The 26022-nt window shown below is 73.2% G+C and carries 22 protein-coding genes and 1 pseudogene; 16 read left to right on the forward strand and 7 right to left on the reverse strand.

Going from position 1 to position 26022, the window contains the following annotated elements; all coding sequences use genetic code 11:
• Positions 1 to 9: 9 nt before the first annotated feature.
• From ABZ321_RS39250 to ABZ321_RS39270, 5 genes are read left to right on the forward strand one after another with little or no spacing between them, the layout of a single operon-like run.
• Complete coding sequence (locus ABZ321_RS39250; RefSeq protein ID WP_344503477.1) at positions 10 to 936, forward strand: STM4015 family protein; 927 nt, start codon at positions 10 to 12, stop codon at positions 934 to 936.
• Positions 933 to 2396: an STM4014 family protein gene (locus ABZ321_RS39255; protein WP_354900626.1), complete on the forward strand. Its 1464-nt coding sequence runs from the start codon at positions 933 to 935 to the stop codon at positions 2394 to 2396. The genes ABZ321_RS39250 and ABZ321_RS39255 overlap by 4 nt, the downstream gene beginning before the upstream one ends.
• On the forward strand, positions 2393 to 3187 hold the full coding sequence (locus tag ABZ321_RS39260) for an STM4013/SEN3800 family hydrolase (protein WP_354900628.1): 795 nt from the start codon (positions 2393 to 2395) through the stop codon (positions 3185 to 3187). The genes ABZ321_RS39255 and ABZ321_RS39260 overlap by 4 nt, the downstream gene beginning before the upstream one ends.
• Positions 3187 to 4497 carry an STM4012 family radical SAM protein gene (locus ABZ321_RS39265; RefSeq protein ID WP_354900630.1) on the forward strand — a complete coding sequence of 437 codons (1311 nt, stop codon included), beginning with the start codon at positions 3187 to 3189 and terminating at the stop codon, positions 4495 to 4497. Before ABZ321_RS39260 ends, ABZ321_RS39265 begins: the two co-directional genes overlap by 1 nt.
• Positions 4494 to 5369 carry an STM4011 family radical SAM protein gene (locus ABZ321_RS39270; RefSeq protein WP_354900631.1) on the forward strand — a complete coding sequence of 292 codons (876 nt, stop codon included), beginning with the start codon at positions 4494 to 4496 and terminating at the stop codon, positions 5367 to 5369. Before ABZ321_RS39265 ends, ABZ321_RS39270 begins: the two co-directional genes overlap by 4 nt.
• Before the next feature lie 154 nt (positions 5370 to 5523).
• Here ABZ321_RS39270 and typA read toward each other — a convergent pair whose 3' ends face one another.
• Positions 5524 to 7389: a translational GTPase TypA gene (gene typA / locus ABZ321_RS39275; protein WP_344503483.1), complete on the reverse strand. Its 1866-nt coding sequence runs from the start codon at positions 7387 to 7389 to the stop codon at positions 5524 to 5526.
• A 156-nt stretch (positions 7390 to 7545) separates the two neighbouring features.
• Here typA and ABZ321_RS39280 point away from each other — a divergent pair, with 156 nt between their 5' ends.
• Entirely contained in the window at positions 7546 to 8448 is a 903-nt protein-coding gene (locus ABZ321_RS39280) for a lytic transglycosylase domain-containing protein (RefSeq protein WP_354900633.1), read from the forward strand.
• An 11-nt stretch (positions 8449 to 8459) separates the two neighbouring features.
• The gene (locus ABZ321_RS39285) at positions 8460 to 10109 is read left to right on the forward strand and encodes a CocE/NonD family hydrolase (protein ID WP_354900635.1); all 1650 of its coding nucleotides are present in this window, start codon (positions 8460 to 8462) and stop codon (positions 10107 to 10109) included.
• On the opposite strand, the gene ABZ321_RS39290 is transcribed toward ABZ321_RS39285, so the two are convergent.
• On the reverse strand, positions 10100 to 10429 hold the full coding sequence (locus ABZ321_RS39290) for a hypothetical protein (protein WP_344503486.1): 330 nt from the start codon (positions 10427 to 10429) through the stop codon (positions 10100 to 10102). The genes ABZ321_RS39285 and ABZ321_RS39290 overlap by 10 nt on opposite strands.
• 4 nt (positions 10430 to 10433) lie before the next feature.
• On the reverse strand, positions 10434 to 11531 hold the full coding sequence (locus tag ABZ321_RS39295) for a winged helix DNA-binding domain-containing protein (protein ID WP_354900637.1): 1098 nt from the start codon (positions 11529 to 11531) through the stop codon (positions 10434 to 10436).
• A gap of 110 nt (positions 11532 to 11641) precedes the next feature.
• Here ABZ321_RS39295 and ABZ321_RS39300 point away from each other — a divergent pair, with 110 nt between their 5' ends.
• A complete protein-coding gene (locus ABZ321_RS39300; protein WP_344503488.1) occupies positions 11642 to 11851 on the forward strand; it encodes a hypothetical protein in 210 nt (69 codons plus the stop codon).
• Between the two features lie 18 nt (positions 11852 to 11869).
• Here the strand turns inward: ABZ321_RS39300 and ABZ321_RS39305 are convergent, their stop codons facing one another.
• Together ABZ321_RS39305 and ABZ321_RS39310 are read right to left on the reverse strand one after the other, a co-directional pair.
• A complete protein-coding gene (locus tag ABZ321_RS39305; protein WP_354900639.1) occupies positions 11870 to 13615 on the reverse strand; it encodes a DUF6745 domain-containing protein in 1746 nt (581 codons plus the stop codon).
• On the reverse strand, positions 13615 to 13935 hold the full coding sequence (locus tag ABZ321_RS39310) for a hypothetical protein (RefSeq protein ID WP_344503490.1): 321 nt from the start codon (positions 13933 to 13935) through the stop codon (positions 13615 to 13617). Before ABZ321_RS39310 ends, ABZ321_RS39305 begins: the two co-directional genes overlap by 1 nt.
• A 251-nt stretch (positions 13936 to 14186) precedes the next feature.
• Here ABZ321_RS39310 and ABZ321_RS39315 point away from each other — a divergent pair, with 251 nt between their 5' ends.
• Together ABZ321_RS39315 and ABZ321_RS39320 are read left to right on the forward strand one after the other, a co-directional pair.
• On the forward strand, positions 14187 to 15164 hold the full coding sequence (locus tag ABZ321_RS39315) for a hypothetical protein (protein WP_344503491.1): 978 nt from the start codon (positions 14187 to 14189) through the stop codon (positions 15162 to 15164).
• Positions 15165 to 15353: 189 nt separating this feature from the next.
• Positions 15354 to 16100: a methyltransferase domain-containing protein gene (locus tag ABZ321_RS39320; RefSeq protein ID WP_354900642.1), complete on the forward strand. Its 747-nt coding sequence runs from the start codon at positions 15354 to 15356 to the stop codon at positions 16098 to 16100.
• 216 nt (positions 16101 to 16316) lie between these two features.
• Here ABZ321_RS39320 and ABZ321_RS39325 read toward each other — a convergent pair.
• A pseudogene (locus ABZ321_RS39325) lies at positions 16317 to 16760 on the reverse strand (SRPBCC family protein); the annotation flags it as partial.
• 111 nt (positions 16761 to 16871) lie between these two features.
• On the opposite strand from ABZ321_RS39325, the gene ABZ321_RS39330 reads away from it, so the two are divergent.
• On the forward strand, positions 16872 to 17714 hold the full coding sequence (locus ABZ321_RS39330; protein ID WP_344503493.1) for an MHYT domain-containing protein: 843 nt from the start codon (positions 16872 to 16874) through the stop codon (positions 17712 to 17714).
• A 9-nt stretch (positions 17715 to 17723) separates the two neighbouring features.
• Here ABZ321_RS39330 and ABZ321_RS39335 read toward each other — a convergent pair whose 3' ends face one another.
• Positions 17724 to 18848, reverse strand: coding sequence for a sigma-E factor regulatory protein RseB domain-containing protein (locus tag ABZ321_RS39335; RefSeq protein WP_344503494.1), 1125 nt, complete (start codon positions 18846 to 18848; stop codon positions 17724 to 17726).
• Between the two features lie 98 nt (positions 18849 to 18946).
• On the opposite strand from ABZ321_RS39335, the gene ABZ321_RS39340 reads away from it, so the two are divergent.
• The 5 genes from ABZ321_RS39340 to ABZ321_RS39360 all read left to right on the forward strand — a co-directional run bounded on the left by ABZ321_RS39340 (position 18947) and on the right by ABZ321_RS39360 (position 25986).
• A complete protein-coding gene (locus tag ABZ321_RS39340; protein WP_203849905.1) occupies positions 18947 to 19606 on the forward strand; it encodes a response regulator transcription factor in 660 nt (219 codons plus the stop codon).
• Between the two features lie 35 nt (positions 19607 to 19641).
• Positions 19642 to 20946 (forward strand): ATP-binding protein, encoded by a 1305-nt coding sequence (locus tag ABZ321_RS39345; RefSeq protein ID WP_354900644.1) that lies wholly within the window; start codon positions 19642 to 19644, stop codon positions 20944 to 20946.
• An 18-nt stretch (positions 20947 to 20964) separates the two neighbouring features.
• A complete protein-coding gene (locus ABZ321_RS39350) occupies positions 20965 to 21537 on the forward strand; it encodes a MerR family transcriptional regulator (RefSeq protein WP_344503496.1) in 573 nt (190 codons plus the stop codon).
• 11 nt (positions 21538 to 21548) lie between these two features.
• Positions 21549 to 24020 carry a VIT domain-containing protein gene (locus ABZ321_RS39355; RefSeq protein WP_354900646.1) on the forward strand — a complete coding sequence of 824 codons (2472 nt, stop codon included), beginning with the start codon at positions 21549 to 21551 and terminating at the stop codon, positions 24018 to 24020.
• Between the two features lie 1384 nt (positions 24021 to 25404).
• Positions 25405 to 25986 carry a phosphoesterase PA-phosphatase gene (locus tag ABZ321_RS39360; RefSeq protein WP_354900648.1) on the forward strand — a complete coding sequence of 194 codons (582 nt, stop codon included), beginning with the start codon at positions 25405 to 25407 and terminating at the stop codon, positions 25984 to 25986.
• Positions 25987 to 26022 lie beyond the last annotated feature (36 nt).

The raw sequence follows: 26022 nt of genomic DNA on the forward strand, positions 1-26022 counted from the left end.
GTCCCGCGCATGAGGCACATCACGACGTTCGCCGGGCTTCCGGTGATGCAGTTCGGGCCCGGCGTCGTCGACAAGCTGGACCGGGCTGGCACCCCGCGCAGCGCCGTCGCGTGGCGGATCGAGACGGACTATGAGGACAGCGAGGAGGTGTTCGGCTCCACCCTCGACCGGTGCCTCGACGTCGTCGGCGGCGAGTCCATCCACGCGTTCGTCATCGGCCAGTGGGGCGAGGCGTATGACACCGCGCCGCCCCTGCACCTGCTCATCGCCGCCCGCGCCCGCCTGCCGCACCTGCGGGCGCTGTTCATCGGCGAGATGACCGGCGAGGAGTGCGAGATCTCCTGGATCAACCACACCGACGTGGCGCCGCTGCTCGCCGCGTTCCCGGGGCTGGAGATCCTGCGCATCCGCGGCGCCGACGGGCTGCAGCTGTCGCCGGTGCGGCACATGCGCCTGCGTGAGCTGGCGGTGGAGAGCGGCGGCCTGCCCGCGGCCTTCCTCCGCGGCGTCGTCGACTCGCACCTGCCGGCGCTGACCGACCTGGAGCTGTGGCTCGGCGTCAGCGAGTATGGCGGCGACATCACCGTCGATGACCTGACGCCGGTCCTCAGCGGCTCGGGCATGCCGCGGCTGCGCCGGCTCGCGCTGCGCAACGCCGAGATCGCCGACCAGGTCGCGGCCGCGCTCGCCGGCGCGCCCGTCGTGCCCCGCCTCGAGGAGCTCGACCTGTCCCTCGGCATCCTCTCCGACCGGGGCGCCGAGGCGCTCCTGCTCGGCCAGCCGCTGACCCACCTGCGACGGCTCGACCTGTCCCACCACTTCGTCTCGGCCGAGCTTGCCGACCGGCTCCGGGCCGAGCTGCCCGGCGTCGACGTCGACCTGTCCGACCAGCAGGAGGAGGACGACGGCGAGCGCTACACGGCAGTGTCGGAATGACCGCCATCACCGTCGTCGGCGTTCCCGGCAACCGGCGGGTCAGGCTGTTCCGCGACGCGGCCGTCGCCGCGGGACTCCCCGAGCCCACGGTCGTGAGCTGGCGCGACGTCTGCGCCGGCGCGCGGGTCGACGGCGGCGGGTCGAGCTGGATCCGGCTGGAGTCACCGGGGGAGGACGCCGAGACCGACCGGCTGCTGCGGGGCGCGGGGAGCGAGGCCGCGCACGGCGAGATCGTCGGGCTCGCCGCCTGGCACCGCGGCCTCGTCGCGGCGGCCCGCCGGGTCGAGGCGTGGGGCGTGCCGCTGCTGACCGCGGTCGACGAGCTCGACGTCATGTTCGACAAGCGGCGGTGCCACGCGCTGCTGCGGTCCAGGGGCGTGGCGGTGCCCGAGGCGTTCGCCGCGGCCGGCTACCAGGAGATCCGTGAGCGCGGCTGGCGGCGGGTGTTCGTCAAGCCGCCGCACGGGTCGTCGGCGTCGGGGGTCGTCGCGCTCGGGTTCGGCGGGGCTCGCGAGCGGGGGCGGGTCGTCGCGTACACCTCCGCGGCCCTCGACGGCGACAAGCTCTACAACGAGCTGCGGGTGCACAGGTATACCGACGAGCGGACCATCGCCGCGATCGTCGACCGGCTCGCCGTCGACGGCCTGCACGTCGAGCGGTGGCTGCCGAAGGCGTCGCACGACGGGCTCGTGTTCGACCTGCGGGTGCTCGTCGTCGCCGGCCGGGTCAGCCACGTCGTCGTGCGCACCGGCAGGTCCCCGATGACCAATTTGCACCTGGGCAACGCCCGCGGCGACCTGCCCGGCGTCCGGGCCGCCGTGGGGGAGGAGCACTGGGCGGCCGCGATGCGCACCTGCGAGGCGGCGGCGGCCTGCTTCCCCGGCAGCCTGCACGTCGGCGTGGACCTGATGTTCGGCCGCGACCACGGCACCCACGCCGTCGCCGAGGTCAACGCGTTCGGCGACCTGCTGCCCGGGCTGCTCGTCGCCGGCCGCGACACGTACTCCGCCGAGCTCGACGCCCTCCTCTCCGGCCGCTTCACCGCCCCGTCGCCTTCGGTCACCGCTGCGCCGCCGTCTCCGGTAGCAGGCGTGCAGGCGCAGGTCGTCGCTGACCAGCCGTCGCAGTCGGTCGACCGCGAGTCGTCGCGGCTGATTGCCTTGCCGCAGCTGGCCGGCGGCACCGTGCGCGCGCCGATCCGGGTCAGCGAACCCGCTACGGTCACGGCACTGCCTGGGACGTTCGCCCGTGGCACGGTTGCCGCGCGCCTGCCGCATGTCGTGCTTGCCGGGCAGCGTGCTCTGGGTGGCGTGGTCGCTGGGCCGGGTGTTCCCCGCGTTGTGGTTGCCGGGTCGGGCGTTTCCGGCGTTGCGGTCGGCGGGCAGGGGGCTCCGCGTGGTGAATCAGCGGCGGGTGCGGCTGCTCGTGGAGGCGCCACGGAGAGCTGGGCTGTGCGGTGAAGAGGTTTGTCGGCAGCCATGACCTGCTGTTCGTCACGTTGGACACGCTGCGGCACGACGTCGCGGCCGGGCAGCTGCGGGCCGGGCAGACGCCCAACCTGGCGAAGGTGCTTCCCGGTGGGGAGTGGGAGCGGCGGCACACGCCGGCGTCGTTCACGTATGCGGCGCACCACGCGTTCTTCGGCGGGTTCCTGCCGACACCGGTGACGCCGGGGCCGCACGAGCGGCCGTTCGCGGCGCGCTTCCCGGGCAGCACGACGGTCGGCGAGGACACGTGGGAGTTCGACGAGGGTGATGTCGTCACCGGGTTGCGGGCCGCGGGGTACCACACCATCTGCGTCGGCGGCGTGGGCTTCTTCGCGATGACGTCGGCGCAGGGCGGGGTGCTGCCGGGGCTCTTCGACGAGGCGCACTGGACGCGGGACTTCGGGGTCACCAACCCGGGCTGCTTCGAGGCGCAGCTCGAGCGGCTCAAGACGGTGCTGCCCGATGACGGGCCGCTGTTCACGTTCGTCAACGTCGCCGCCATGCATCAGCCCAACCGGCACTACCTGCCCGGCGCCGCCGAGGACACGGTCGCGTCGCACGGGGCGGCGCTGGCATACGTCGACCGGCACCTGCCGACGCTGTTCGGGCTCGTCACGTCCCGCGGCCGGCCGTGCCACGTGATCATGTGCAGCGACCACGGCACGGCGTACGGCGAGGACGGGCACATCGGGCACCGCTTCGCGCACGAGGTGGTGTGGACGGTGCCGTACGCCGAGTTCACGCTCGAGCCGGGGGAGTGGTGATGCTCGGATCTCCGTATCAGGGGTACCTGTACGCGTACCCGCACAAGACCGCATACCGGCCGCTGCGTCCCCGGCCGGCGCTCGCCGACGTGTGGGCGGCGGAGGCGACGGACGCGCTGTTCCTCTACGTCCACGTGCCGTTCTGTGAGATGCGGTGCGGGTTCTGCAACCTGTTCACCAGGGCGCGGCCGCCCGCCGAGCAGGTCACCGCATACCTCGACCAGCTGGCCCGGCAGGCGGGCCGGGTCGCCGCCGCCGTGCCGGGCGCGAGCTACGCCCGGGCCGCGATCGGCGGCGGGACCCCGACGTACCTGACGGCGGCCGAGCTGAGCCGGCTGTTCGACACCGTCGAGCGGGCCACCGGCGCGGACCTGCGCGCGGTGCCGACGTCGGTGGAGACGTCGCCCGCCACGGCGACCGCCGACCGGCTCGCGGTCCTCGTCGAGCGCGGCACGACCAGGGTCAGCATCGGCGTGCAGAGCTTCCTCGACGCCGAGGCGCACGCCGCGGGCCGGCCGCAGCGTCGCGCCGAGGTCGACCGGGCCCTCGACACGATCCGCGCGGCCGGTCCGGCCGAGCTGAACATCGACCTCATCTACGGCATCCCCGGCCAGACCGCCGCCACCTGGACCGCGTCGCTGCGCACGGCGCTGACGTGGCGGCCCGAGGAGCTGTACCTGTACCCGCTGTACGTGCGGCCGATGACCGGGCTCGGCCGGCGCGCCCCCGGCACGCCCGACCCCGAATGGGACGCGCAGCGGCTCGGGCTCTACCGGCACGCCGTCGACCTGCTCGCCGACGCGGGCTACGAGCAGCAGTCGATGCGCGCGTTCCGGCGGCGTGACGCCGCGCCGATCGGCGATTCCGCCGGTCCCGGGTACTGCTGCCAGGACGACGGCATGGTCGGACTGGGGTGCGGGGCCAGGTCGTACACGACGGGACTGCACTATTCGTTCGACTATGCGGTGAGTGTCCGGCAGGTCCGGGGCATTCTGGACGACTACCTGGCGCGGCCGGCGGAGGACTTCGACGTGGCCGAGGTCGGGTTCGTGCTCGACGGCACCGAGCAGCGCCGCCGCTGGCTGCTCAAGTCGCTGCTGCGGGCGTCGGGGGTGGAGCCGGCGGCGTACTGGGCGCGGTTCGGCACCGGCGTCGACGACGACTTCCCGGCGCTGAGCCTGCTCCGCGGCAGCGGCCACCTCGACGGGCACCGTCTCACGGCCGAGGGGCTCGCGCACTCCGACGCGATCGGGCCCTGGCTCATCTCCGCAGGCGTCCGCGCCGCCATGGCCGGGCACGTGCCGCGATGAAGATCCTGTACCGCGGCCCGCTCGCGAGCTGCAACTACGACTGCCCGTACTGCCCGTTCGCGAAGCGGCGCGACCCACCCGAACTGCTGCGCGAGGACCGGGCCGCGCTCGACCGGTTCGTCGGCTGGGTCGAGTCGCACCCCGCCGAGCCGACCGAGGTGCTGTTCACGCCGTGGGGCGAGGGGCTGACGCGGTCCTGGTACCGGGCCGCGCTCGTCCGGCTGTCGCACCTGCCGCACGTCGGGCGGGCCGCGATCCAGACCAACCTCGCGGGGCGGCTCGGCTGGGTCGCCGACGCCGACCGGGACACGCTCGCGCTGTGGTGCACGTACCACCCCGGGCAGACGAGCCTGGAGCGCTTCCTGCTGCAGGTGGCGACGCTGCGCCGGCACGGCATCCGGCACTCCGTCGGCGTCGTCGGCCTGCCCGCGCACCTTCCCGACGCGAAGGCGCTGCGTGCGTCGCTGCCTCCCGAGGTGTACCTGTGGGTCAACGCCGCCGACGGCCACACGTACACGCCGGCGGAGGAGGCCGCGTGGACCGCGATCGACCCGCTGTTCGGCTACAGCGTCAGGCCGCACCGGTCCCGCGGGCGCGCGTGCCGCACCGGCGACGAGGTGATCTCCGTGCTCGGCGACGGCACGGTCCGCCGGTGCCACTTCGTGCCCGAGCCGCTCGGCAACCTGTACGACGACACCTGGCGCCGCACCGCAGCGCCCTGCCCGAAGGAGGAGTGCGACTGCCATATCGGCTACGTGCACCTGCGGAGCCTGCCCCTGTACACCGTGTTCGCCGGCGGGGTGCTGGAGCGCATCCCCCACGAGCAGCCACTCTGGTCCGTCCCGCACGCCGCCGCCACGGGCAGCGCCTGAGACGCCGGGTGATGGCTGAGGGACGTCGAAGCAGCGGCCAGTCGGTGGTCGATGTCTGCGGACGAGAAGGTGCTGGTCGCCGAGAGGCGGCCTAGGGTCGCCCAAGCGCCGGAGACGCTGAAGGGCCGCCGGAGCGGCCCCTCGAGCGGACAGATCAGGCGTGGGAGCGCTTGCGGGCGACGCGCTCGCGGTCCTTCTGGTCGAGCATGACCTTGCGGATGCGGACGGCGGTCGGGGTGACCTCGACGCACTCGTCCTCGCGGCAGAACTCGAGGGCCTGCTCCAGGGTGAGCTTGCGCGGCGGGATGAGCTTCTCCGTCTCGTCCGAGGCGGACGAGCGCATGTTGGTGAGCTTCTTCTCCTTGGTGATGTTGACGTCCATGTCGTCGGCGCGGGAGTTCTCGCCGACGATCATGCCCTCGTACACCTCGGTGGTGGGCTCGATGAACATGGAGCCGCGCTCCTGGAGGTTCATCATCGCGAAGGGGGTGGCGACGCCGGCCCGGTCGGCGACGAGGGAGCCGGTGGCGCGCATGCGCAGCTCGCCGAACCACGGCTCGTACTTCTCGAAGACGTGGTGCAGGATGCCGGTGCCGCGGGTGTCGGTGAGGAACTCGGTCCGGAAGCCGATGAGGCCGCGGGCCGGGACCAGCCACTCCATGCGGATCCAGCCGGTGCCGTGGTTGACCATCTGCTCCATGCGGCCCTTGCGGGTGGCGAGGAGCTGGGTGATGGCGCCCAGGTATTCGTCGGGGGCGTCGATCGTGAGGCGCTCGACCGGCTCGTGCACCTTGCCGTCGACCTCGCGGGTGACGACCTGCGGCTTGCCGACGGTCAGCTCATAGCCCTCGCGGCGCATCTGTTCGACGAGGATGGCGAGGGCGAGCTCGCCGCGGCCCTGGACCTCCCACGTGTCGGGGCGCTCGGTCGGGAGGATGCGCAGCGACACGTTGCCGACCATCTCGCGGTCGAGGCGGTCCTTGACCAGGCGGGCGGTGACCTTGGTGCCCTTGACCTTGCCGGCGAGGGGTGACTGGTTGGTGCCGATGGTCATCGAGATCGCCGGCTCGTCGACGGTGATGAGGGGCAGCGCGACCGGGTTCTCCGCGTCGGCGAGGGTCTCGCCGATCATGATGTCGGGGATGCCGGCGAGCGCGATGATGTCACCCTGCCCGGCCTCCTCGGCGGGCTTGCGCTCCAGGCCCTGGGTCATCAGCAGCTCGGAGATGCGGACGTTCTGCACGGTGCCGTCGGTGCGGATCCAGGCCACGGTCTGACCCTTGCGGATCTTGCCCTCGCGGACCCGGCAGAGCGCGAGGCGGCCGAGGAACGGCGACGCGTCGAGGTTGGTGACGTGCGCCTGCAGCGGCGCGCCCTCCGTGTAGGACGGGGCCGGGATGGTGTTGAGCAGGGTCTGGAAGAGCGGCTGCAGGTCGTCGCTGTCGGCGGGCACCGTGCCGTCCTCGGGCTGGCTCAGCGAGGCGATGCCGTCGCGGGCGCAGGCATAGACGATCGGGAACTCGATCTGGTGCTCGTCGGCGTCGAGGTCGAGGAAGAGCTCATACGTCTCGTCGATGACCTCCTTGATCCGGGCGTCGGGGCGGTCCACCTTGTTGATCACCAGGATGATCGGCAGGCGGGCCTTCAGCGCCTTGCGCAGCACGAACCGGGTCTGCGGCAGCGGGCCCTCGGAGGCGTCGACGAGCAGGACCACGCCGTCGACCATCGTCAGGCCGCGCTCGACCTCACCGCCGAAGTCGGCGTGGCCGGGGGTGTCGATGATGTTGATCGTGGTCGGGGCTCCGCCGTCGGCAGGGACGTAGCGCACGGCGGTGTTCTTCGCGAGAATGGTGATGCCCTTCTCGCGCTCCAGGTCCATCGAGTCCATCACCCGGTCGACCTGCTCCGCGCGCGCGTGGAACGCGCCGCTCTGCCGCAGCATCGCGTCGACAAGGGTGGTCTTGCCGTGGTCGACGTGAGCGACGATGGCGACGTTGCGGAGGTCTGCGCGGGTCTGCATGGCATCCATTGTTCCAGGCGGCCCGAGGGTGCCGTCACGCACAGTGCGCGATGTGATGTACCGCGCCCGGACTCATCGAAACCGGCCTCCTCCGACGTCATAGGGGACAGCGGGCCGGCGCGGTCCGCGATAGCGTGCCAGGACGGGGAGGCATCGATGAGCTACGGCAGCTTCTATGGGGACGACGACACCGCTGAGCAGCGCTGGGGGATCGAGGAGGACGCGCCGCGCCGGCGGCGTCCGGGGATGATCTTCCTGTTGGGCGCGCTCGTCGTGGTCGTCCTGGTCGCGCTCGGCGGGCTCACGGTCCTCGTCAAGGGCAAGGATCCGAAGCCCACGTCCGCCGGCTCGCGGCCGTCACAGGTGGAGGCCGAGCCGAGCGCCGAGGCGAGCGAGGTGGTCGTGGCGGCGACGTCGGCGCCGCCGCCGCCGAGCCCCACCCCGTCCGCGACGCCCTCGAAGGTCCCGACGAAGAAGTCGATCGCGCCGCCGAAGCAGACCGCGCTGCCGCCCCCGCCGCCGAAGGTCAGCGCGAAGCCCGGCTGTCAGCCCACCTACAAGGGCACCCAGCTGCCGAAGTCGAGCGTCCGCGAGTATCTGGACGCGGCGTCCACGAAGCAGTTCTGGGGCAGCAACACCCCCGCCGAGGTGCAGGCCATCAGGGTCCCGAAGCGGCTGATGTACGGGGTGGCCGACCAGGAGAGCGGCTGGCAGTCCAACATCTACGCCTGCGACGGGGGCGTCGGGGTCATGCAGGTCATGCCCAACACCGAGACCTGGATGAACCAGCGCTTCGGCACCAGCTGGAAGATCGACACCCCGAAGGACAACGTGATGCTCGGCGGGCAGTACCTGGCCTGGGCGATCCGCTACTTCGGCGAGCAGCTCGGCACGTTCGACATCATGGGCGCCGACCCGACGCTGCTCAATGCGGTCGTGTCCGCCTACAACAACGGCGCCGGCGCGGTCGACCTCACCAAGGGTGACGCCGGGATCACCAACTGGAACTACGTCAACAACGTCAAGGCGCTCATGGGCCGCTGCTGCAACGACTACTAACGTAGGGCGGCATGAGGCTCGACCCCGTAGGCCGACTGCTGAAGCTCCCGCCCGCGCTGACCGGACGCGTCCGCGTCACCAAGGGCATCCCCGTCCGGATGCGCGACGGCGCGATCCTGCGCGCCGACCACTACGGCCCGGCCCTCGACGCCGCGCTGCCCACGGTGCTGGTGCGCACGCCCTACGGCCGCGGCGCGCCCACCAGCGTGCTGTGCCGGGCCGTCGCCCAGCGCGGCTTCAACGTGCTGATCCAGTCGTGCCGGGGCACGTCGGACTCCGGCGGCACGTTCGAGCCGCTGCTGCAGGAGCGCGAGGACGGCCTCGACACCCTCGACTGGTTGCGGTTGCAGCGTTGGTACGACGGCCGCCTCCTCACCTACGGCCCCAGCTACGTCGGTTTCGTGCAGTGGGCGCTCGCGGCCGAGGCGGGCGACGAGCTCAAGGCGATGGCCACGATCGTCACCGCCTCCGACTTCGGCCCGCCGACCTACGCCGGCGGCGCCTTCTCCCTCGACACCGTGCTCACCTGGTCGGCGATCCTCGACGCGCAGCGCGGCACCCGGCTGGACAACGCCGTCGACCTGCTGCGCGGCCAGCCGAGACTGCAGCGCGGCCTCGCCCGCGTGCCGCTCGCCGAGGCGGACCGCATCACGACCGGAGCCGAGGTCGAGTTCTTCCAGCGGTGGCTCGCCGAGGCCGACCCCACCTCCCCCTACTGGACTCAGCGCGGACACACCCACACCCTGCCGAAGGTCACCGCGCCGGTCCTGATGATAGGCGGCTGGTACGACATCTTCCTGCCATGGCAACTGGCCGACTACACCGCGTTACAGGCGGCGGGCCTCCGGCCGCACCTCACCGTCGGCCCGTGGCACCACGGCAGCGCCGGGCTCTTCCAGCACTCCGCGGCCGAGGCCGTCGCCTGGTTCCGCGCGCACACCGGCGGCCCCGAAAGCATCCGCGAACAGCCCGTCCGGGTCCACGTCGGCGGCACCGACACGTGGCGCGAGCTGCCGGAATGGCCTCCCGCGGCCGGTGGGACGCGCCGGTTGCACCTGGGCCGCGACGGCGGCCTGAGCGCCACCGCCGCGCCGGACGGCGAGCGGCTGGAAGGGTTCACGTACGACCCGAAGGACCCGACGCCGGCGCTCGGCGGCCCGCGGCTCATCGGCAAGATCTCCGGCCGGCGCGACAACCATCCGCTCGAGGCGCGACCGGACGTGCTGACGTTCACGTCCGAACCCCTCGAGGAGCCCCTGGAGGTGGTCGGCCCGATCGCCGCGGAGATCACCGTCCGGGCTGCCTGCGTCCGGCCGGACGGCACGCCGTTCACCGACCGCGACCTCGTGCCGCATTTCGACGTGTTCGTCCGGCTGTGCGAGGTGGACGAGCAGGACCGCTCGTGGAACATCTGCGACGGGCTCGCCCGCGCCACAGGTGGCGGCGGGGTCGAGGTGCGGGTGGAGCTGTGGCCGACCGCGTACCGGTTCGCGGCGGGGCGCCGCATCCGGGTCCAGGTCAGCGGCGGGGCGCACCCGCGCTTCTCGCGCAACCCGGGCACGGGCGCGCCGCTCGGTCATGAGCTGGAGCTGCGCGCCGTCCGGCAGGAGATCCTGGCCCCGTCGTCGATCATCCTGCCGGTGCCGGGGCCTCAGTCCTGAAACGTGGAGGGGCCGACGTCGGTGTAGGTGCCGGAGTCGGCGTCCCACTCGAACTGCCGCCCCTCGGAACCCGCGCTGACGACCTTGCCGAACGCCGGGTAGCGCTCGACGAGCCACTCCAGGTCGGGCATGAGCAGCTCACCCGCGTCGGCGAGCTGCTCGTCGGTCTCGTCACCGACCAGCAGGTTCCACCCGCTGGCCTTCCGCCCGTCGGGCGCGGCCGGCAGGGTCGCGTCCTCGGGGTCGTGGTACACGTACCCAGGGAGGAGCGACTCGTCCTCCACCAACCGTCGCGACGCGAACGCGATCAAGTAACTCATGCGCTCAAGTATCCCCACGCTCCACGGTGACCTCGGCGGTGGGGATGCCCCGCGAGGCCGCCGCCCGCTGCGCCTCCTCGTCGATCGCGGCCCGCACCGGCGCCCGCAGCGGCCCCCACGCCGACACCGTCACCGCCAGCCGCTTCCCCGCGACCTTCGCCCGCCACGACCCCGCGAGGTCCCCGTCGACCAGCAGCGCCCCGGGGTTGCCGAGCACCCGCCAGACCTCCCTCTCCCGTTCCTTCTGCGGCGTCAGTACGCCGCGGTCCCGCGCCTGCAGGAACGGATCGGACGCCGGCAGCAGCCGCACCCCGTGCACCGGCCCGGCGTCCAGCAGGTCCGCCAGGCACTCCTCGGGGATCCACGTCTTGCGCCCGTCGACGCTCACCTCCGCCAGGCCATCCGGCCACGCCGGCTTGATCGCCGTGACGGTCGTGCCGAGGTACTTCGCGACGTCGCTGGGCGTCGCGGGTCCGAGCAGCCGCAGGTACGCGCGGATCAGCCCCGACGGGTCGCCCGGCCCCTCCGGCACGGGCGGCGGGTCGTCGAGCGGCAGCAGCACGCTGGTCGCCGCCGCCTCGTCGAGCTGCACCCCACCCGCGAGCCCCGCCTGCTGGAACACCGATCCGGCGATGTGCGTCGCCTTGCACGGCCCGCAGTAGTACGTCAAGGCCTCCGGGACGAGGTCGCTGACGCCCCGGCTCGCGTCACCCTTCGACGTCGGCCCCTTGACCACCGCCGCGAACGCCCCGGCCGTCGCCCGGAACGCCCCGATCCCCAGCTTGCCGCCGTCGGGGATCTGCCTGCTGCCGAACCTGGCCTCCGCGTCGGCGTCGCTCACCGGCCACAGCGCCGCGACCAGCCCCGGCAGGTCCGCCCGCCGGTGCAGGTGGCGTGCGCCCCGGGTCGACCACACCATCGCGAGGTCCCCGTCGAACCTGCTCGTCCGGGCGGCGAGGGCCTGCCGCGCCGTCCCGGCCGGCACGTTGGGCACCCCGAGGTCGAGCACCGCGAGGTCACCCGGGTCGGCGTCGACCCGCTCGTGCAACTGGTTGGCGACGGTCCGGTACGCGAGCACCTTCGCCCGCCCCACGCTCGGCATCGCCCCATTCTCGTGTCCCACAGCTCACCCCGCATCCCAACCCCGAAGGTGCCCGTGCCGGCGGCCGGCGGCCTTGCGTACCGGCCCGGGCCCGGCGGACGATTGTCGGTATGACGAGCGACACGGCGGACGACGGCTCGGCCAGGATCACGTTCAGCGATCCGGACCTGGCCTTCCTGCGGCATGCCAGGTTCGGCGAGCTGCCCGCCCGCATCCGCCCCAGCGACACGGTCGAGCTCGTCGAGACCGACCCGAAGCGCGACTGGCCGGACCTCGGCCCGAGCCGCGCGCAGGTCGAGGCGCAACGCGGCGGCGGCTGACCCGCCGGCCCGCGCCGATCAGGTCTCGACCAGCGGCTGGTACTCCTGCTCGGTGAGCCCGAACGTCCAGGCCACCCCCTCCCGAGGGGTGCGGGTGGTCGGTGGGACGCGCAGCCAGTAGATGCGGCTGGTGCCGTCGGGCTCCGGGGTGCTGTTGATGACCTCCACCATGGTGAGCGGCTCGTCGTCGGCGAAGCGCAGCTGCCACAGGACGCCGCACGCGTCGGAGCCGAGCCGCCGCGCGCCCGCTTCCCGCAGGTAGCGCTCATAGCCGAAGTGCTCGAGCATGACGCGCCGCAGCTCGGCGTTGCGCTCCGCGGCGATCTCGGCGTGGGTCAGGCGGGCGAGCCGGTGCACGAGCTCCGAGGGGATCGGCATGCCGCGCCACGCGTGCAGCGCGAACCCGTCGCCGTAGCGCAGCGCGGGGGTGTCGGCGGCGTGCAGCCGGCCCACGTTGTCGCGGTGCAGCTCGACGGGCCGGTCGGTCAGGATGGCGACGTTGGCATACGGCCACCACCACCCGGCGGACCGCGCCACACCCGCCAGCCCCGCGAGCCGCTGCGCGGCACGCAGCACCGCCGTGTCGGCCCTGCCCCCGTCGGCCCGCGCGCCGTCGCCCCGCTGGGCGTCGACCCCGAGGCCCCCGGACGAGTGTGCGACTCCCGCGCCGCCGGCCGGGTGGCCGTCGGCCTGAGCGCCTCCGGCCCATTCGCCGCCCCGGAGGCCGTCACCCTGAGCGTCTTCGGCCCATCCGTCGCCCTGGACTTCTCCGGACCGGCCGCCGCCGCGCGGGCTGCCGGCCCGGAGCCCATCGCCCCGCGAACTGCCGGCCCACCCGCCGGGAGCGCCGCCGCGCACGGAACCACCCGGCCTGGAGCCACCACCGCGCGAACTGCCGCCCCACCCTCCGCCCCGGGAGCCATCACCCAAGGAAGCACCGGACGCGAGGCCCTGGGCGCTGTCACCCGGGGAAGCGGCGGACGCGGCATCCCGGCCGTCGGAGCCGGCGTGCACGGAGCCGCCCGAGCCCGAACCGCCGTCGCGCGGCAGAGGCAGGGACAGCGCGCCGGGCGTGTCGGCGCGAGAAGCGGCCGCGTCGAATGCGGCAAGCCAGCCCGCGTCGTGCTGGCCGGAGACGGCGTCGAGGAGGACGGTGCGGGCGTGAGCGGGCAGCTCGTTGCGCAGGTGGGTGCGCAGCGGGGCGGCGACGCGGTCGTTGACCATGCGCCACACGTCGGCGCCGCAGGCGGCCCACAAGCGGGCCCAGCCGTCGGGGCCGAGCGACTCGTGGACCTCGGCGCGCGCGGCGGCCCACGGGGTGGTGCGGACGGCGGCGCGGACCGAGACGCCGGCCGTGCCCGGGACGGGTGGGCAGCCCTGGGCGCGCAGCTCCTCGGCCACGAGCACGTCGTCGTCGCTGAAGGCGGCCGCGGTCCCCACGCCCAGGCGGGTGGTGGGCAGGGCGAGACCGGCCCGGGCGGCGCGGCGGGCGGCGGTGGTCATGGGTCGCGGGGCGGCGGCCGGGCCCGGCAGGTCGCGGCGGCCGGTGAGCAGGGCGGCCGCCCTGGCGCCCGCGGCCGGTGAGGCGAACCACACGATGTGCGCGGGCTCGGGCAGGCCGGCCGAGCGGTAGGCCAGGCGGACCGCCTCGGCGGCGGCCTCGCGGTCGGCGGGCGCGGTCGACAGGCCCGCGGCGAGCCACTTCGCCGCGTTGGCGCCGAGCGCCGCGGCGCTGGTCTCGGAGGTGAGCGGGGTCGTGGTCATCAGTCCGCCACCGGACGCCACGAGCCGGGCACGTATTCGCGCTGGCGGATGATCCGGTACGCCCCGGCTGGGATCGCGATCGAGCCGTGCTCCTCGTGGACGACCCTCGCCTTGGACACGACCTTGACGAAGAGCCGGTCGATGTCGTCACGGTCGGCGAGCAGCAGCGTGTCGGGCCCGACGATCACGTGGGCGTGGCCGGTCGCCTCGCCACGGGCGAGGATCATGCGGCCGGAGCGGTCGCGCGGGGCGGGCACCGCGGTCGCGGGCACCTCACCCGCGGCGATGGGCACCAGCAGGACGTCGCCTTGTCGATACACGGCCGTACCTCCAAGAAGGAAGCCAAACAAAAGAAGCGCCGAACAAGCGCACGATAGCGCCGGGGTACGACACTTTTTCACGCCCGCCGAAGGCCGGGGACCCATGGACCTCGGTCAAGCTCAATACGGCACCTGTGCGGCCCGCGCGTAACTCGACAAAAAGGAATATCAACTCGAAACCCTCGAACAGGGTCGCGTAATCCCTGAAAAGCAGCGACCATGAAGACCTCCTGGGGCAAGAGGGGTGCATCATGCAGTCGACGCTGGCGGTCCTGTGCCCGTTCGCACCGCGCCTCTCGCCGCACGCCGACCTCGTCCAGCGCTGGTCGCTGCACTGGGCCACCAGGCACGGCCTGCTCGACCGCGCGGGCGCCCGGGCCGCGTTCGCCAGGGCGAGGTTCGCCAACCTGATGGCCCGCACCTACCCCGACGCCGCACCCGCCGACCTGCAGCTCGCCACCGCCTGGCTGATCAGCGTCTTCGCCCTCGACGACCGCCTCGAGCGGGCCGGCGACCCGGCGGCGACCAGGCGCCTCGTCGACGAGGTCATGCAACTGCTCGACGACGACGGCGAGGACCCGAAGGGCCACCTCAGGGCCGTCGCCGAGGTGTGGCGGCGCACCAGGCAGCGCGTCGGGCCGGCCTGGCGGGAGCGGTTCGTCGCCCACGTCGGCGACTATCTGGAGGCCACCGTCTGGGAGGCCGGCAACCGCGCCGCCAACCGTCCGCCGCCCGTCGCCGAGTACCGCACCATGCGCTTCCGCACCGCGGCCATCGACATGTTCTTCGACCTCATCGAGCCCATGCACGGCGTCGAGCTGTCCCCGGGGGTGTTCGAGGACGCGGACTTCGCCGTGATGCGCCGCTCCGCCGGGATGATCACCGCGATCTTCAACGACCTCGTGTCGTGGCCGAAGGAGGAGGCCGCCGGCGACCACCACAACATCGTGCTCGCCCTGCGGCACGAGCGCCGGCTGCCGGTGGAGGCGGCGGTCCGCGTGGCGGTCGCCGAGCACGACGCCCTGGTGGAGGAGTTCATCGCGGCCCGTGAGCGGTTCCAGGCCGGGCCGCTCGCGGGCGACTTCGCGGTCGCGGCCGTCGCCGGCGACTTCGCGCACTGGATCCGCGGCAACGTCGACTGGTCGATGGAGTCGGGCCGTTACACGCCCTCGGAGAGCACGACCCCGGCGGAGACGAGGGTCCCCGCACAGCGCCGACCCGTCGAATAAGGCGCTTCCGGCTGTCGATGCGTCGCTGGTACCGTCGGCGCAACAGCTTCTTGGAGGATGCCATGCCTGCCCGGGACACGGTCCCGGGTCGCCGGTGAACCACGGACCCGACGCGGTCCGATGGTCTGCCGAGGTGTGCCCGGGCGACGCGGAGACCCCGATCGTGCACATCCAAGAGGAGATCCTCAGTTGTCCCAGCACGTCCAGTCCGCGTGGTACGCGGACTTCTTCACCGAGCTCCCGAACGAGTTCTGGCGCCGCGTCGCCGGACCCGAGATGACCGCCGCCGACGTCGACTTCATCGAGACGAGGATCAGACCCGGGGCACGGGTGCTCGACGTGCCCTGCGGCAGCGGCCGGCACAGCCTCGCCCTCGCCGCCCGCGGCCACCGTGTCACCGGCGTGGACATCTCCGAAGAGGCCATCGCACACGCCGTACAGGCGAAGAACGGCCTGGAGGTCGAGTTCAGGGTCGCCGAGATGCGGGACATCCCGCGGACCGGCGAGTTCGACGCCGTGCTGTGCCTCGGCAACAGCTTCGGCTACCTGGAGCCGGCCGAGCTGCCCGAGTTCGTGGCGGCGGCGGCCGCGGCGCTGCGCCCCGGCGGCTGGTTCGTCGTCGACTTCAGCGCGGCGGCGGAGTCGGTCCTGCCCGGCTTCACCAAGGCGGACCGGGTGATGCGCACCGGCGACATCACCGTCGAGACGAGCACCGACTACGACGCGGTCGCGAGCCGGATGCTCAGCACGTACACGTTCACGCGCGGCGAGGAGCGGCTCACCGCGACCGCCGTGCACCACGTCTACACCAGCGGGCACCTCGGCGAGCTGCTGCGCGCCGGCGGGTTCGCGGACGTGGAGCTGTTCGGCGGGCCGGACGGCGCACCGTACACCCTGGGCAGCGGCAGGCTGCTCAGCACGGCGCGACGGCGGTAGCCCGGCACACAGCACGCCGGCCGGTCAGCGCGAACGCTGGCCGGCCGGCTTTTCCGGTGCGGTGGAGAGTGGAGCTCAGATGGCGTGCCGGGAGTCGTCCGCGTCCGGCATGCGTGTGACGTCGGTGCTCTGCGTGAGGTCGGGCGCGGCCTGGACCGCGTCGCCGTGCAGCCACGAACCGGGTTTCGGTGCGGCGGGAGCCGTCGAGGGGGAGGCCACGTCGCCGCGCCAGGCCCCGGTCTCCGCGCCCCGGTGCTCGATGAACTCGCGGAAGTTCGCCATGTCGGACTTGATCACCCGGTCCACGATGCCGACCTTGTCCGCGACGTTCTCGACGAAGCCCTCCGGGTCGATGTCGAGCTGCGCGGTCACCCTGCTGTGCGTGTCGTCGAGCCGGTGGAACGTCACCACACCGGCGTGCCTGGGGCCTTCCGTCGACGTCCAGGCGACCCGTTCGTCCGGGTGCTGCTCGGTGATGCGCGCGTCGAACTCACGCCGTACACCGCCGAACTCCACCACCCAGTGCAGCCTTGTGTCGTCGAGCTGGCGGATCTCCCGCACGCTGTGCATGAACGCCGGGAACTCCTCGAACTGGGTCCACTGGTTGTAAGCGGTCCGGACGGGCACGGCCACGTCCACGCTCTCCACAACCTGACTCATGTGTGCTCCCCTTACTCTCGGTGCTCACTCTCAGCTACCCCCGCAGGGTGAGGGCAAACGCGCACAGGTTGTCCGACCGGCCCACCCATCGCGCTGGCTGAATGGGCGATCGTGGAGCACTTCGCCTACGGCGCCATCACGCCGGCGCTCGCCCTCGTCCTGTCATTCCTCGGATGCCTGCTCGGCGTGTTCATCGCCGCCCGGTCCAGGGCGTCCAGCGGCGGCAGCAGAGCCCGGTGGCTGACCCTGTCGGCCGTCGGCATCGGGGGAGCGGGCAGCTGGGTGCCGCACTTCATGGCGCTGCTCGGCACCGACGTGCCCGACGGGGTGGTCCGCTACGACGTGCCGATCACGGCGCTCGGTTTCGGCATCGCGGTGGTGGTGTACTGCCTGGGCCTGTACATCGTCGGCTTCGGCCGGCCGTCGCTGTGGAAGGTGCTGCCGGCTGGGATCGTCACCGGCGCCGGCATGGCCGCGGCGTACAGCACCGCGCCGCTCGCGATGCGCGTCGCCGGCACCGTCGGCTACGACCCGGCGACCGCCCTGGCCGCCCTCGTCGCGGCGGTCGTCGGGGCGACGGTGTCCCTGTGGTGCGTGTCGACGGTCCGCGGCAACAGGGCGCTCGGCGTCGCCGCGGCGATCATGGCCTTGGCGGCCTGCAGCACGCATTACGCGGTGATGACCGCGGTGCGGGTCGCCGCCGTGCCGTCGAGCGGGCCCGTCAGCGGTGCGAGCCCGCTGGCCCTGCTCACGCCGGTCTGCGTGGCCGCCTGCGTGCTGCTGAGCGTCCTGGCGTACGCGACGGTCGGCTTCTCCGTGCGGCAGAACACCGAGTCCGAGGAGGAGCTGCTGCGGCGGGCCCGCGACATGTACTCCATCGCGACGCTGCACCGCGCGGCGGCGGCCCGGCACGAGGAAAGGGACCGGGGCAAGGCCGCCCCGGTCCCTCAGTGATCTCGTTGCCTACTTGAGCGCGGCCGCCGGGTCCGCGGCCACCTGCGAGAGCCGCTCCGGGGTCACCGCGCCGGCCAGGACCCGGCCGTCGTCGGTGATCAGCACGCTGAACAGCTTGCTGTTGAACGTCCGGCCGCCGTTGCCCAGCGGGAGCTGGTTGATGGCGTCCTGCACCTTCTTCTCCTCGGCGGGGTCCGTCGAGGCCTGCCCCGGCTGCCCGGTCCGCACGACGAAGACCGAGGTCCAGCCGGTGCCGATGACGGTGCTCTTGGGCTGCTCACCGTTCTGCTGGCCGTTGTGCTCCGGCTGCTTGCCGGCGCCCTCGGCCTTGCCCGGGTCCGCCTCCTCGACCTTGGTGCCGGCCGGCGGGTTGAACACGAACTGCGAGTCGTCGGGCCGGGCGAAGCTCACCTGCGTGAACGCCACCTCGAACGCCGGGTTGGAGTCGCCCTTGGCGAGCACCTGCACCCGCAGCGGCAGCTTCTCCTGCGCGTCGATGGCCAGGCGGATCTGACCGATCGTCGACGCCGTGTCACGCGGGCGCAGGATCAGCTCGTACGCGTCCCGGCCGGCGATCTTCGCGGAGTTGCCGATGGAGACCTGCGTGGTCGGGTCGATCGCCTTGAGGGCGAGGTCGGCCGCTTCCTGAGGACTCTTCGGCAGCTCGCTGGGGACCGGACCCTTCTGCGTCGGGTCCGTCTCGGCGCCGTTCTTCTTGTAGTGCTGCGCCGTCGCGGACTTGCTGTTCCAGGTCCAGGTGTCGGAGCCGTTGTGGATGATGTCGCTCTGCCCCTGCGTGCCGAGCAGCGACAACCGGGCCTTGTCAGGTCCCGAGTACCACACCCGCAGGGTGTGCTTGCCCGACACGAGCGACGTGAGCTCCGAACTCTGGTCGCCCAGCAGCGACGGCAGGGCCGGCAGGCCCAGGTCGGCGCGCTCGACGACGGTGCCGGACAGGCCGTCCAGCTGCGCGGTCTGCAGATCGACCAGCAGCTGTGCGGCGGTGCGCGGCGGCAGGTTCGGCTCGGCGGCGACGGCGAGGGTCTTTGCGGCCACGCCGGCACCCACCACGGCGACCGCGGCGACCGCGGGCACCGCCCACCGTAGGACAGGTCGTGACGTGAACTTCGACATTGGGTACACCTCCTGCCGACCATGGTGCGCGGGGTCGGCTGTGACATCGCTGAGACCGCCTGTGCGTTCCCACAGCACAGCGTGCCACGCTGGTGCACGTGAGGCTGCTGGTGGTCGAGGATGAGATCCGCATGGCGGGGGCGCTGCAGCGCGGCCTGCAGGCGGAAGGGTTCGCCGTGGACGTCGCCGGGGACGGGCCGACCGGCCTTGAGCTGGCCAGACACGGCGGCTACGACGCGGTGATCCTGGACATCATGCTGCCCGGCCTGTCCGGGTACCGGGTGGTGTCCGCGCTGCGCGCGGAGAAGAACTGGGTGCCGGTGCTCATGCTGTCCGCGAAGGACGGCGAGTACGACCAGGCCGACGGCCTCGACTGCGGCGCCGACGACTACCTGACCAAGCCGTTCTCGTATGTGGTGCTGGTCGCCCGCCTCCGCGCGCTGCTGCGCCGCGGCGCGCCGGAGCGGCCGAGCGTCCTGACGGTCGGGGAGCTGACCCTGGATCCGGCGCGTCGGCGGGTCACCAGCGGCGGCGAGGAGATCGTGCTGACGGCGCGGGAATACGCGCTGCTGGAGTACCTGATGCGCCGCCCCGGGCAGGTGGTGTCGAAGACCGAGCTGCTCGATCACGTGTGGGACGCCAGCATCGACACCGCGCCCAACGCCGTCGAGGTCTACGTCGGCTACCTGCGGCGCAAGCTGGGTCGCGACGCCCTCGAGACGGTCCGCGGCGCCGGATATCGGCTCAGGTCAGCATGATCTGGTGGTCGCGTCTTTCGCTTCGAGGCCGGCTGGTGCTCCTCGGTACGAGCGGGCTGATCGTCGGGCTCGCGATCGCCGGCGTGGCGATGGCGACCGCGATGACGTACAGCTTCCGGGGCACGCTGGACCGCTCGGCCGACACGACCGTCGGCGAGATCGCCGCGATGCTGGAGGAGGGGTCGACGCTCCCGTCGCCGCTGCCGGCGCCGGCGGGGCAGGTCGTGCAGGTGCTCGACGCCCAGCACCGGGTCGTCGCCGGCGACCGGAACGCTGACCTGCTCGTACCATTGCTGCATCGCGACGAGATCGACAAGGCGCTGCACGAGCGGATCACCGTGTCCGGCGACCGGGCGCTGCAGCGCGACCCGTTGCGGGTCACCGTGCGGCAGGTCGAGGACGGCCGGATCGTCGTGGTCGCGGTGCCGCTGGGCGACTACAACCGCAGCCTCGAACTGCTCAAGACGTCGTTGTGGGTGACGTACCCGGCGCTGGTCACCATCCTGGTCGCGATCGCCTGGAAGGTCGTCGGGCAGGCGCTGGCGCCCGTCGACCGGCTCAGCGCGTCCGCCGAGCGGATCACCGGCGCGGCGACCGACGAGCGGCTGCCGGTGCCGCCGTCCAGCGACGAGATCCAACGGCTCGCGGTGACGCTCAACCACATGCTGGACCGGCTCGCGACGACCCGGGCCAGGCAGCGGTCCTTCATCGCGGACGCGGCGCACGAGCTGCGCAGCCCGCTGGCGAGCATGCGCATCCAGGTCGAGGTGGCGCAGCAGCTCGGTGACTGGCAGACCGTCGGCGACGACCTGCTGACCGACCTGGACCGCCTGTCCCGGCTGGTCGACGACCTGCTCCTGCTGGCCAGGGCGGACGAGCGCGACGGGCGGCGGGTGGCGCGGGAGCCGGTCGAGATGCAGAGCCTGCTGAGGACCTTGGCGAAGCGGTACACCGGCGTCGACGTCGAACCGTCGGGCGAGTCGCTGTGGGTGGAGGGCGAGCAGGACGCGCTCATCAGGGTGGTGCTCAACCTCGCCGACAACGCGGTCCGGCACGCCCGCAACAAGGTGGTGCTGCAGGCGGAGTCCGACGGCCAGGAGGTCGTTGTCACTGTCACCGACGACGGGGAGGGCATCCCCGGGCCGCTGCGCGAGCGGGTCTTCGACCGTTTCACCCGCCTCGACGACGGCCGCGCCCGCGACGCCGGCGGCACCGGCCTCGGCCTGGCGATCGTGCGTGAGCTGGTCCGGCGGCACGGCGGCACGGTGCGGCTGCTGGACGCGCGGCCGGGGGTGCGGGCCGAGGTCCGGCTGCCCCGGTTTGTTGACAGTGTCATGTGACAGTGTCATGATTGGCGGGTGACCGCGACAGGATGGACGCTTGACGAGCTGACGGCACGTGTTGCCGCCGCGCTCGAGGGCACCGCCTATGCGGGCGCACCCAACGGTCGGGTGCGCGACGTTCCCGACGCCCGTGCCATCAGGTGGTATGCGACGATCGGCCTCGTCGACCGCCCGACCATGCGGGGCCGCACCGCGCTCTACGGTCCGCGACACCTTGCGCAGCTGGTGGCGATCAAACGCCGCCAGTCGGAAGGCAGGCGGATCGCCGACATCCAGATCGAGCTTGCCGAGGCGCCCGACGCTGTCCTGTGGGAGATCGCCGACCTGCCGAAGCACGAGCAACCCAGGACACGGTTCTGGGCCGAGCCGCCCGCACCGCACACACCGCCACCGGCGCCACCGCCCGCACTGCTCAGCGGGGTGCCGCTGGGCGGTGACGTGACGCTGCTGCTGCCCGGCACACCTGGGCCCGACGACGTGGCCGCCATCCAGACGGCCGCCAAGCCGCTGCTGGAGCTGCTGGCGGCGCTGGGTCTGGCCAACGGACTGACGCGTGATACGAGTGCCGAGCTAGGGAGTGGGCAATGAGAGTCGCCACGATGACCGAGGCAGAGGCCCAGCGGGTCGCCGCCCCGAAGGATGACGCCGGTCTCGGCGCGCTGCGCACCGAGCGGGGCAACCTGCCGCTCGACCGGATCGACGTGCGCACGGCCATCACCGGCCTGGTCGCGCGCATCGACCTCACCCAGGAGTTCGTCAACGTCCACGACGTGCCCCTCGAGGCCACCTATGTCTTCCCGCTGCCCGACCGGGCGGCCGTGACCCGCATGGCGATGACCGCCGACGGGCGGGTCGTCGAGGCGGAGCTGCAGGAGCGCGGCGCCGCCCGCGAGACCTACGACCGCGCCGTCGCCGCCGGCCAGCGCGCCTCGATCGCCGAGGAGGAGCGGCCCGACGTGTTCACCATGCGCGTCGGCAACATCCTGCCCGGCGAGCGGGTCAGCGTGTCACTGTCACTGGCGGGCCCGCTGGCGTTCGAGGACGGCGAGGCCACGTTCCGGTTCCCGCTGGTCGTCGCCCCGCGCTACATCCCCGGCGGCGCCCTCGACGGTGACAGTGTCGGCGCCGGGCACGCCCTGGACACCGACGCCGTGCCCGACGCGTCCCGCATCACGCCGCCGGTCCTGCTGCCCGGCTTCCCCAACCCGCTGCGCCTGAGCATCGACGTCGACGTCGACCCGGCCGGGCTGCCGCTCGGCGAGGTCCGCTCCAGCCTGCACGCCGTGCAGCAGACCGAGCGCACCGTGTCGGTGCGCCCCGGCGAGCGGGCCGACCGCGACTTCGTGCTCCGGCTGGCCTATGGCGCCGGCGAGGCCGGGCTCGCGGTGGTGCCCGACGCCGAGGGCGGCGAAGGCACCTATCGGTTGACGGTGCTGCCGCCGGAGTCCCAGGCGCCGCCGAAGGCCAAGGACGTGGTGCTGCTGCTGGACCGCTCCGGCAGCATGGGCGGCTGGAAGATGGTCGCCGCGCGCCGCGCCGCCGCCCGCATCGTCGACACCCTCACCGCCACCGACCGCTTCGCCGTGCTGTCCTTCGACGACCGGGTGGAGACACCCGACTCGCTGCCGTCCGGCCTGTCCGACGGCACCGACCGGCACCGCTTCCGGGCCGTCGAGCACCTGTCCCGGGTCGACGCCCGCGGCGGCACCGAGCTGCTCCAGCCGCTCATCGACGGGCTGAAGCTGCTCGACGCCGCGACAGGCGACCGCGACCGGGTGCTCGTCCTGGTCACCGACGGCCAGGTCGGCAACGAGGACCAGATCCTGCGGACCGTCACGGGCGCGCTGCGCGGGGTGCGGGTGCACACCGTCGGCATCGACCAGGCCGTCAACGCCGGGTTCCTCGGCCGCCTCGCGATCGCCGGCGGTGGCCGCTGCGAGCTCGTCGAGAGCGAGGACCGGCTCGACGAGGCCATGGACCGCATCCACCGGCGGATCGGCGCGCCCGTCGTCAGCGGCGTCACCGTCACCGCCGAAGGGCTCGACCTCATCGACGGCACCCAGGCACCGGCCCGGCTGCCCGACGTGTTCCCCGGCGTGCCGTTCGTCGTCACCGGGCGGTATCGCGGCCCGGCCGGCGGCACGCTCACCGTCGCCGGCACCATGCGCGACGGCACCCCCTGGTCGACCACCGTCACCGCCACCGAGCACGACAACCCGGCGCTCACCGCGATCTGGGCCCGCGCGCTGCTGCGCGACCTGGAGGACGCCTATGTCGCCGGGCCCGGCGCCCGCTGGGCCGCCACCAGCGACGACAACCAGCTCGAGCAGCGGATCACCGCGGTGTCGCTGCGCTTCGGGGTGCTGTGCCGGTTCACCGCGTATGTCGCGGTCGACAAGCGGGTCGTCACCGACGGCGCCGAGCCGCGCCAGGTGGTGCAGCCCGTCGAGTCGCCGGCCGGCTGGGAGCTGCCGACGGCGGTGCCCCCGCCGCCGCTGCACCCGACGGCGATGTCGTATGCCGCGGCCGCGCCGGACCTGGCCCGGGCCGTCGCGATGCCCGCACCCGCACCGGGCGGCCCGCCGCCGATGCCGCCGATGGCGCCGCCACCGGCCTCGGGTGGCGCCGTGCACCGCAAGTCGGCGGGTGGTGGCGGCAGCGTGTTCGCCCGTCCCGCCGGTGGTGTCGCGCGGGCGCTGCGCGGCCGGGGCTCGGTCCGCCCGCAGGCACCGGCCTCGGCGCAGCCCGCGGCCCAGCCGTCGGTCGAGGCGGAGCGCCAGCGCGCCGACTCGGCGGAGCTGCGCCAGCTCGCCGCCGAGGAGGCCCGCCGCCTGCGCGCCGCCGCCGACCGCCCCGACTTCGAGCGCCGCGAGCTGCTCGAAGACCTGGGCTCGCGCCTGGCGGTGCTGGGCATCGGCGTCCTGCGCCTCCTGGCCGACCGCCTCACCCCGGCGGCCATCGCCTCCCAGCCCCTCGACGAGCTGTGGCAGCAGGTCCTCGAGGAGCTCGACAAGGTCTCGGGCGACCACCCCGACCAGCCCAAGTCCAGGGGCGCCTTCTGGAAGCGCTGACCAACCCCGGCGCCGCGGCCGTGCAACACCCGCCGCGGCGCTAGGGGCCTTCAGCGTCGATCCCGGCGCCATCCGGTCCTGGCTGCGGTGCCGCCGGGTCTCGGCTACGGCGCTGACGGGCGTCGGGTGCGGCTCAGGCGGGTCTCGGCTACGGCGCTGACGGGCATCCGGTGTGGCTCAGGCGGGCTTCGGCGTGTGTCGCGGCGCCGTCGGGCTCCAGTGTCGGTTGCTGCGCCGTCGGGAGCCGTTGCCGCCGCGGCCGGGTGTCGGGTGCGGCACTGCGAGGCTGGCTGTAGCAGTCGTCGCGGCGCCTTCGGGTTCGGTGCCACCGCTCGGGCACGTCACCGAGCTTCGGCGCCGTCGGGGTCGGCGTTGGCTGTGGCGTCGTCGGGCTCCGTTGTCGGTTGCGGCGTCGTTTGGGATTCGGCGTGGATGGCGGTGCCACCGCTCAGGCACGCCACCGCTCGGGTGCGCCACCGGGCTTCAGCGTCGTCGGGGTCGCGAGCCGGTGCGCGCGGCGGGCCAGGCGGTCGGCGTTGGCTGTGGCGTCGTCGGGCTCCGGTGTCGGTTGTGACGTCGTTGGGATTCGGCGTGGATGGCGGTGCTGGCGGGCTCCGGCATCCGTCGCCGCCGCGCCGGACCGCGGGTCTCAGCTCCGCCCCCTGGTGCTGGGCCGCCGCGGTCGGGGCGGGTGACCTGGGGACCTCGGCGGTGCGTGAACCGAGGACGTCGCGCCGCGCCCAGAGCCTGACCTGGGGGAGTCCGGCCTGCGTGACCTCGGGGCAGGGCGGGGCAGAGCAGGGCGCATTGATCGCTGGCACTTCGAGATCCGGCCGGTTGAACGACAGCTGGTTGGGCAGTGGCTCGGGGTTCGCCGGGCCGGTCGAGCGCAGACCGGTCGGGCAGTGGCTCAGAGCCGCCAGGCGGGTCGGGCGCGGGCCGGCTGGGTAGCGGCTCGGAGGTTCGGCAGGCCGGGTGGGCGCGCGGCCGGTTGGGCAGGCGCGGGTTCGGCAGGCTCGTCCGGCGCGGGCTGGTCGGGAAAGTGGCTCGGCGATCGGCAGGCTGGTCCGCAGTGGGCCGGCTGGGTCGTGGCTCGGGCTTGGCGGGCTGAGCTGGGCAGAGGCTCGGGTTCGGCGGTCTGCAGCGAGGCCAGTTGGGTTGTGGCTCGGGTTCGGCGGGCTGGGTCGGGCGCGGGACGGAACGAGTGTTCGGGCGATCGAAGGTTGGCCGGGCATGTGGCGCTGGACGGATCGGGGCGTCGGCGCTGGTCGGGGTGTGCCGGTCGATGTGCTTCAAAACGGGGGAGCGCATCGGCCGGCATGGCTCGGGGGTGGGGGTGTGTGCGCGGATCGTGGGGTGCTGCGGGGTTCTGTACGGTACGGCGGTGATCGTGCAGCGGATCGCTCGTGGGGTGACCGAGGTGCTGGCGCCGGCGGTGCTGGTGTCGGTGCTGCTGGTGCTGCTGGCGGTGCACGGGGCGCCGAGCGTCGGGCGCGGGCTGCTGCTGGGGGTTGTCGCGGCGCTGTTCGAGAGTGTGCTGCCGTTCCTGTACATCCTGCGCGGCGTGCGGCGCGGGGAGCTCACGGACCGGCATGTGGGGGATCACCGGCAGCGGCGGGGGCCGTTGCTGGTCGGGCTGGTGTCGGTGGCGGTCGGGTTCGTGGTGCTGGTCGGGCTGGACGCGCAGCAGGAGCTGCTCGCGGCGGTCGTCGCCGGTGGGGTGGGGCTGATCGTCGCGGCGGTCGTCAACCACTGGTGGAAGATGTCGATCCACACGGCCGTGGCCGCGGGGGCGCTGGTGATCCTGATGCTGGTCTACGGCTGGCTGCTGATCGTGACGGCGCCGCTGGCGGGGCTGGTCGGATGGTCGCGGGTGGCGCTGAAGGACCACACGGTGGCGCAGGTCGTCGTCGGGGCCGTGGTGGGCGCGGTCGTGGCGGGCGGGGTGTTCTCGGCCCTGCGGTGACGCGGCGGATAGAGTTTGCGGGGAATCAGACCTCTT

This window comes from Dactylosporangium sp. NPDC006015 (genome assembly GCF_040614215.1).
Lineage (GTDB): Bacteria > Actinomycetota > Actinomycetes > Mycobacteriales > Micromonosporaceae > Dactylosporangium > Dactylosporangium maewongense.

Bases quoted from the DNA above. Each gene is read 5' to 3' on its own strand.
- ABZ321_RS39250 (WP_344503477.1), top strand. From the start codon at position 10: ATGAGGCACATCACGACGTTCGCCGGGCTTCCGGTGATGCAGTTCGGG.
- ABZ321_RS39255 (WP_354900626.1), top strand. From the start codon at position 933: ATGACCGCCATCACCGTCGTCGGCGTTCCCGGCAACCGGCGGGTCAGG.
- ABZ321_RS39265 (WP_354900630.1), top strand. From the start codon at position 3,187: ATGCTCGGATCTCCGTATCAGGGGTACCTGTACGCGTACCCGCACAAG.
- ABZ321_RS39270 (WP_354900631.1), top strand. From the start codon at position 4,494: ATGAAGATCCTGTACCGCGGCCCGCTCGCGAGCTGCAACTACGACTGC.
- typA (WP_344503483.1), bottom strand. From the start codon at position 7,389: ATGCAGACCCGCGCAGACCTCCGCAACGTCGCCATCGTCGCTCACGTC.
- ABZ321_RS39280 (WP_354900633.1), top strand. From the start codon at position 7,546: ATGAGCTACGGCAGCTTCTATGGGGACGACGACACCGCTGAGCAGCGC.
- ABZ321_RS39285 (WP_354900635.1), top strand. From the start codon at position 8,460: ATGAGGCTCGACCCCGTAGGCCGACTGCTGAAGCTCCCGCCCGCGCTG.
- ABZ321_RS39290 (WP_344503486.1), bottom strand. From the start codon at position 10,429: ATGAGTTACTTGATCGCGTTCGCGTCGCGACGGTTGGTGGAGGACGAG.
- ABZ321_RS39295 (WP_354900637.1), bottom strand. From the start codon at position 11,531: ATGCCGAGCGTGGGGCGGGCGAAGGTGCTCGCGTACCGGACCGTCGCC.
- ABZ321_RS39300 (WP_344503488.1), top strand. From the start codon at position 11,642: ATGACGAGCGACACGGCGGACGACGGCTCGGCCAGGATCACGTTCAGC.
- ABZ321_RS39305 (WP_354900639.1), bottom strand. From the start codon at position 13,615: ATGACCACGACCCCGCTCACCTCCGAGACCAGCGCCGCGGCGCTCGGC.
- ABZ321_RS39315 (WP_344503491.1), top strand. From the start codon at position 14,187: ATGCAGTCGACGCTGGCGGTCCTGTGCCCGTTCGCACCGCGCCTCTCG.
- ABZ321_RS39335 (WP_344503494.1), bottom strand. From the start codon at position 18,848: ATGTCGAAGTTCACGTCACGACCTGTCCTACGGTGGGCGGTGCCCGCG.
- ABZ321_RS39355 (WP_354900646.1), top strand. From the start codon at position 21,549: ATGACCGAGGCAGAGGCCCAGCGGGTCGCCGCCCCGAAGGATGACGCC.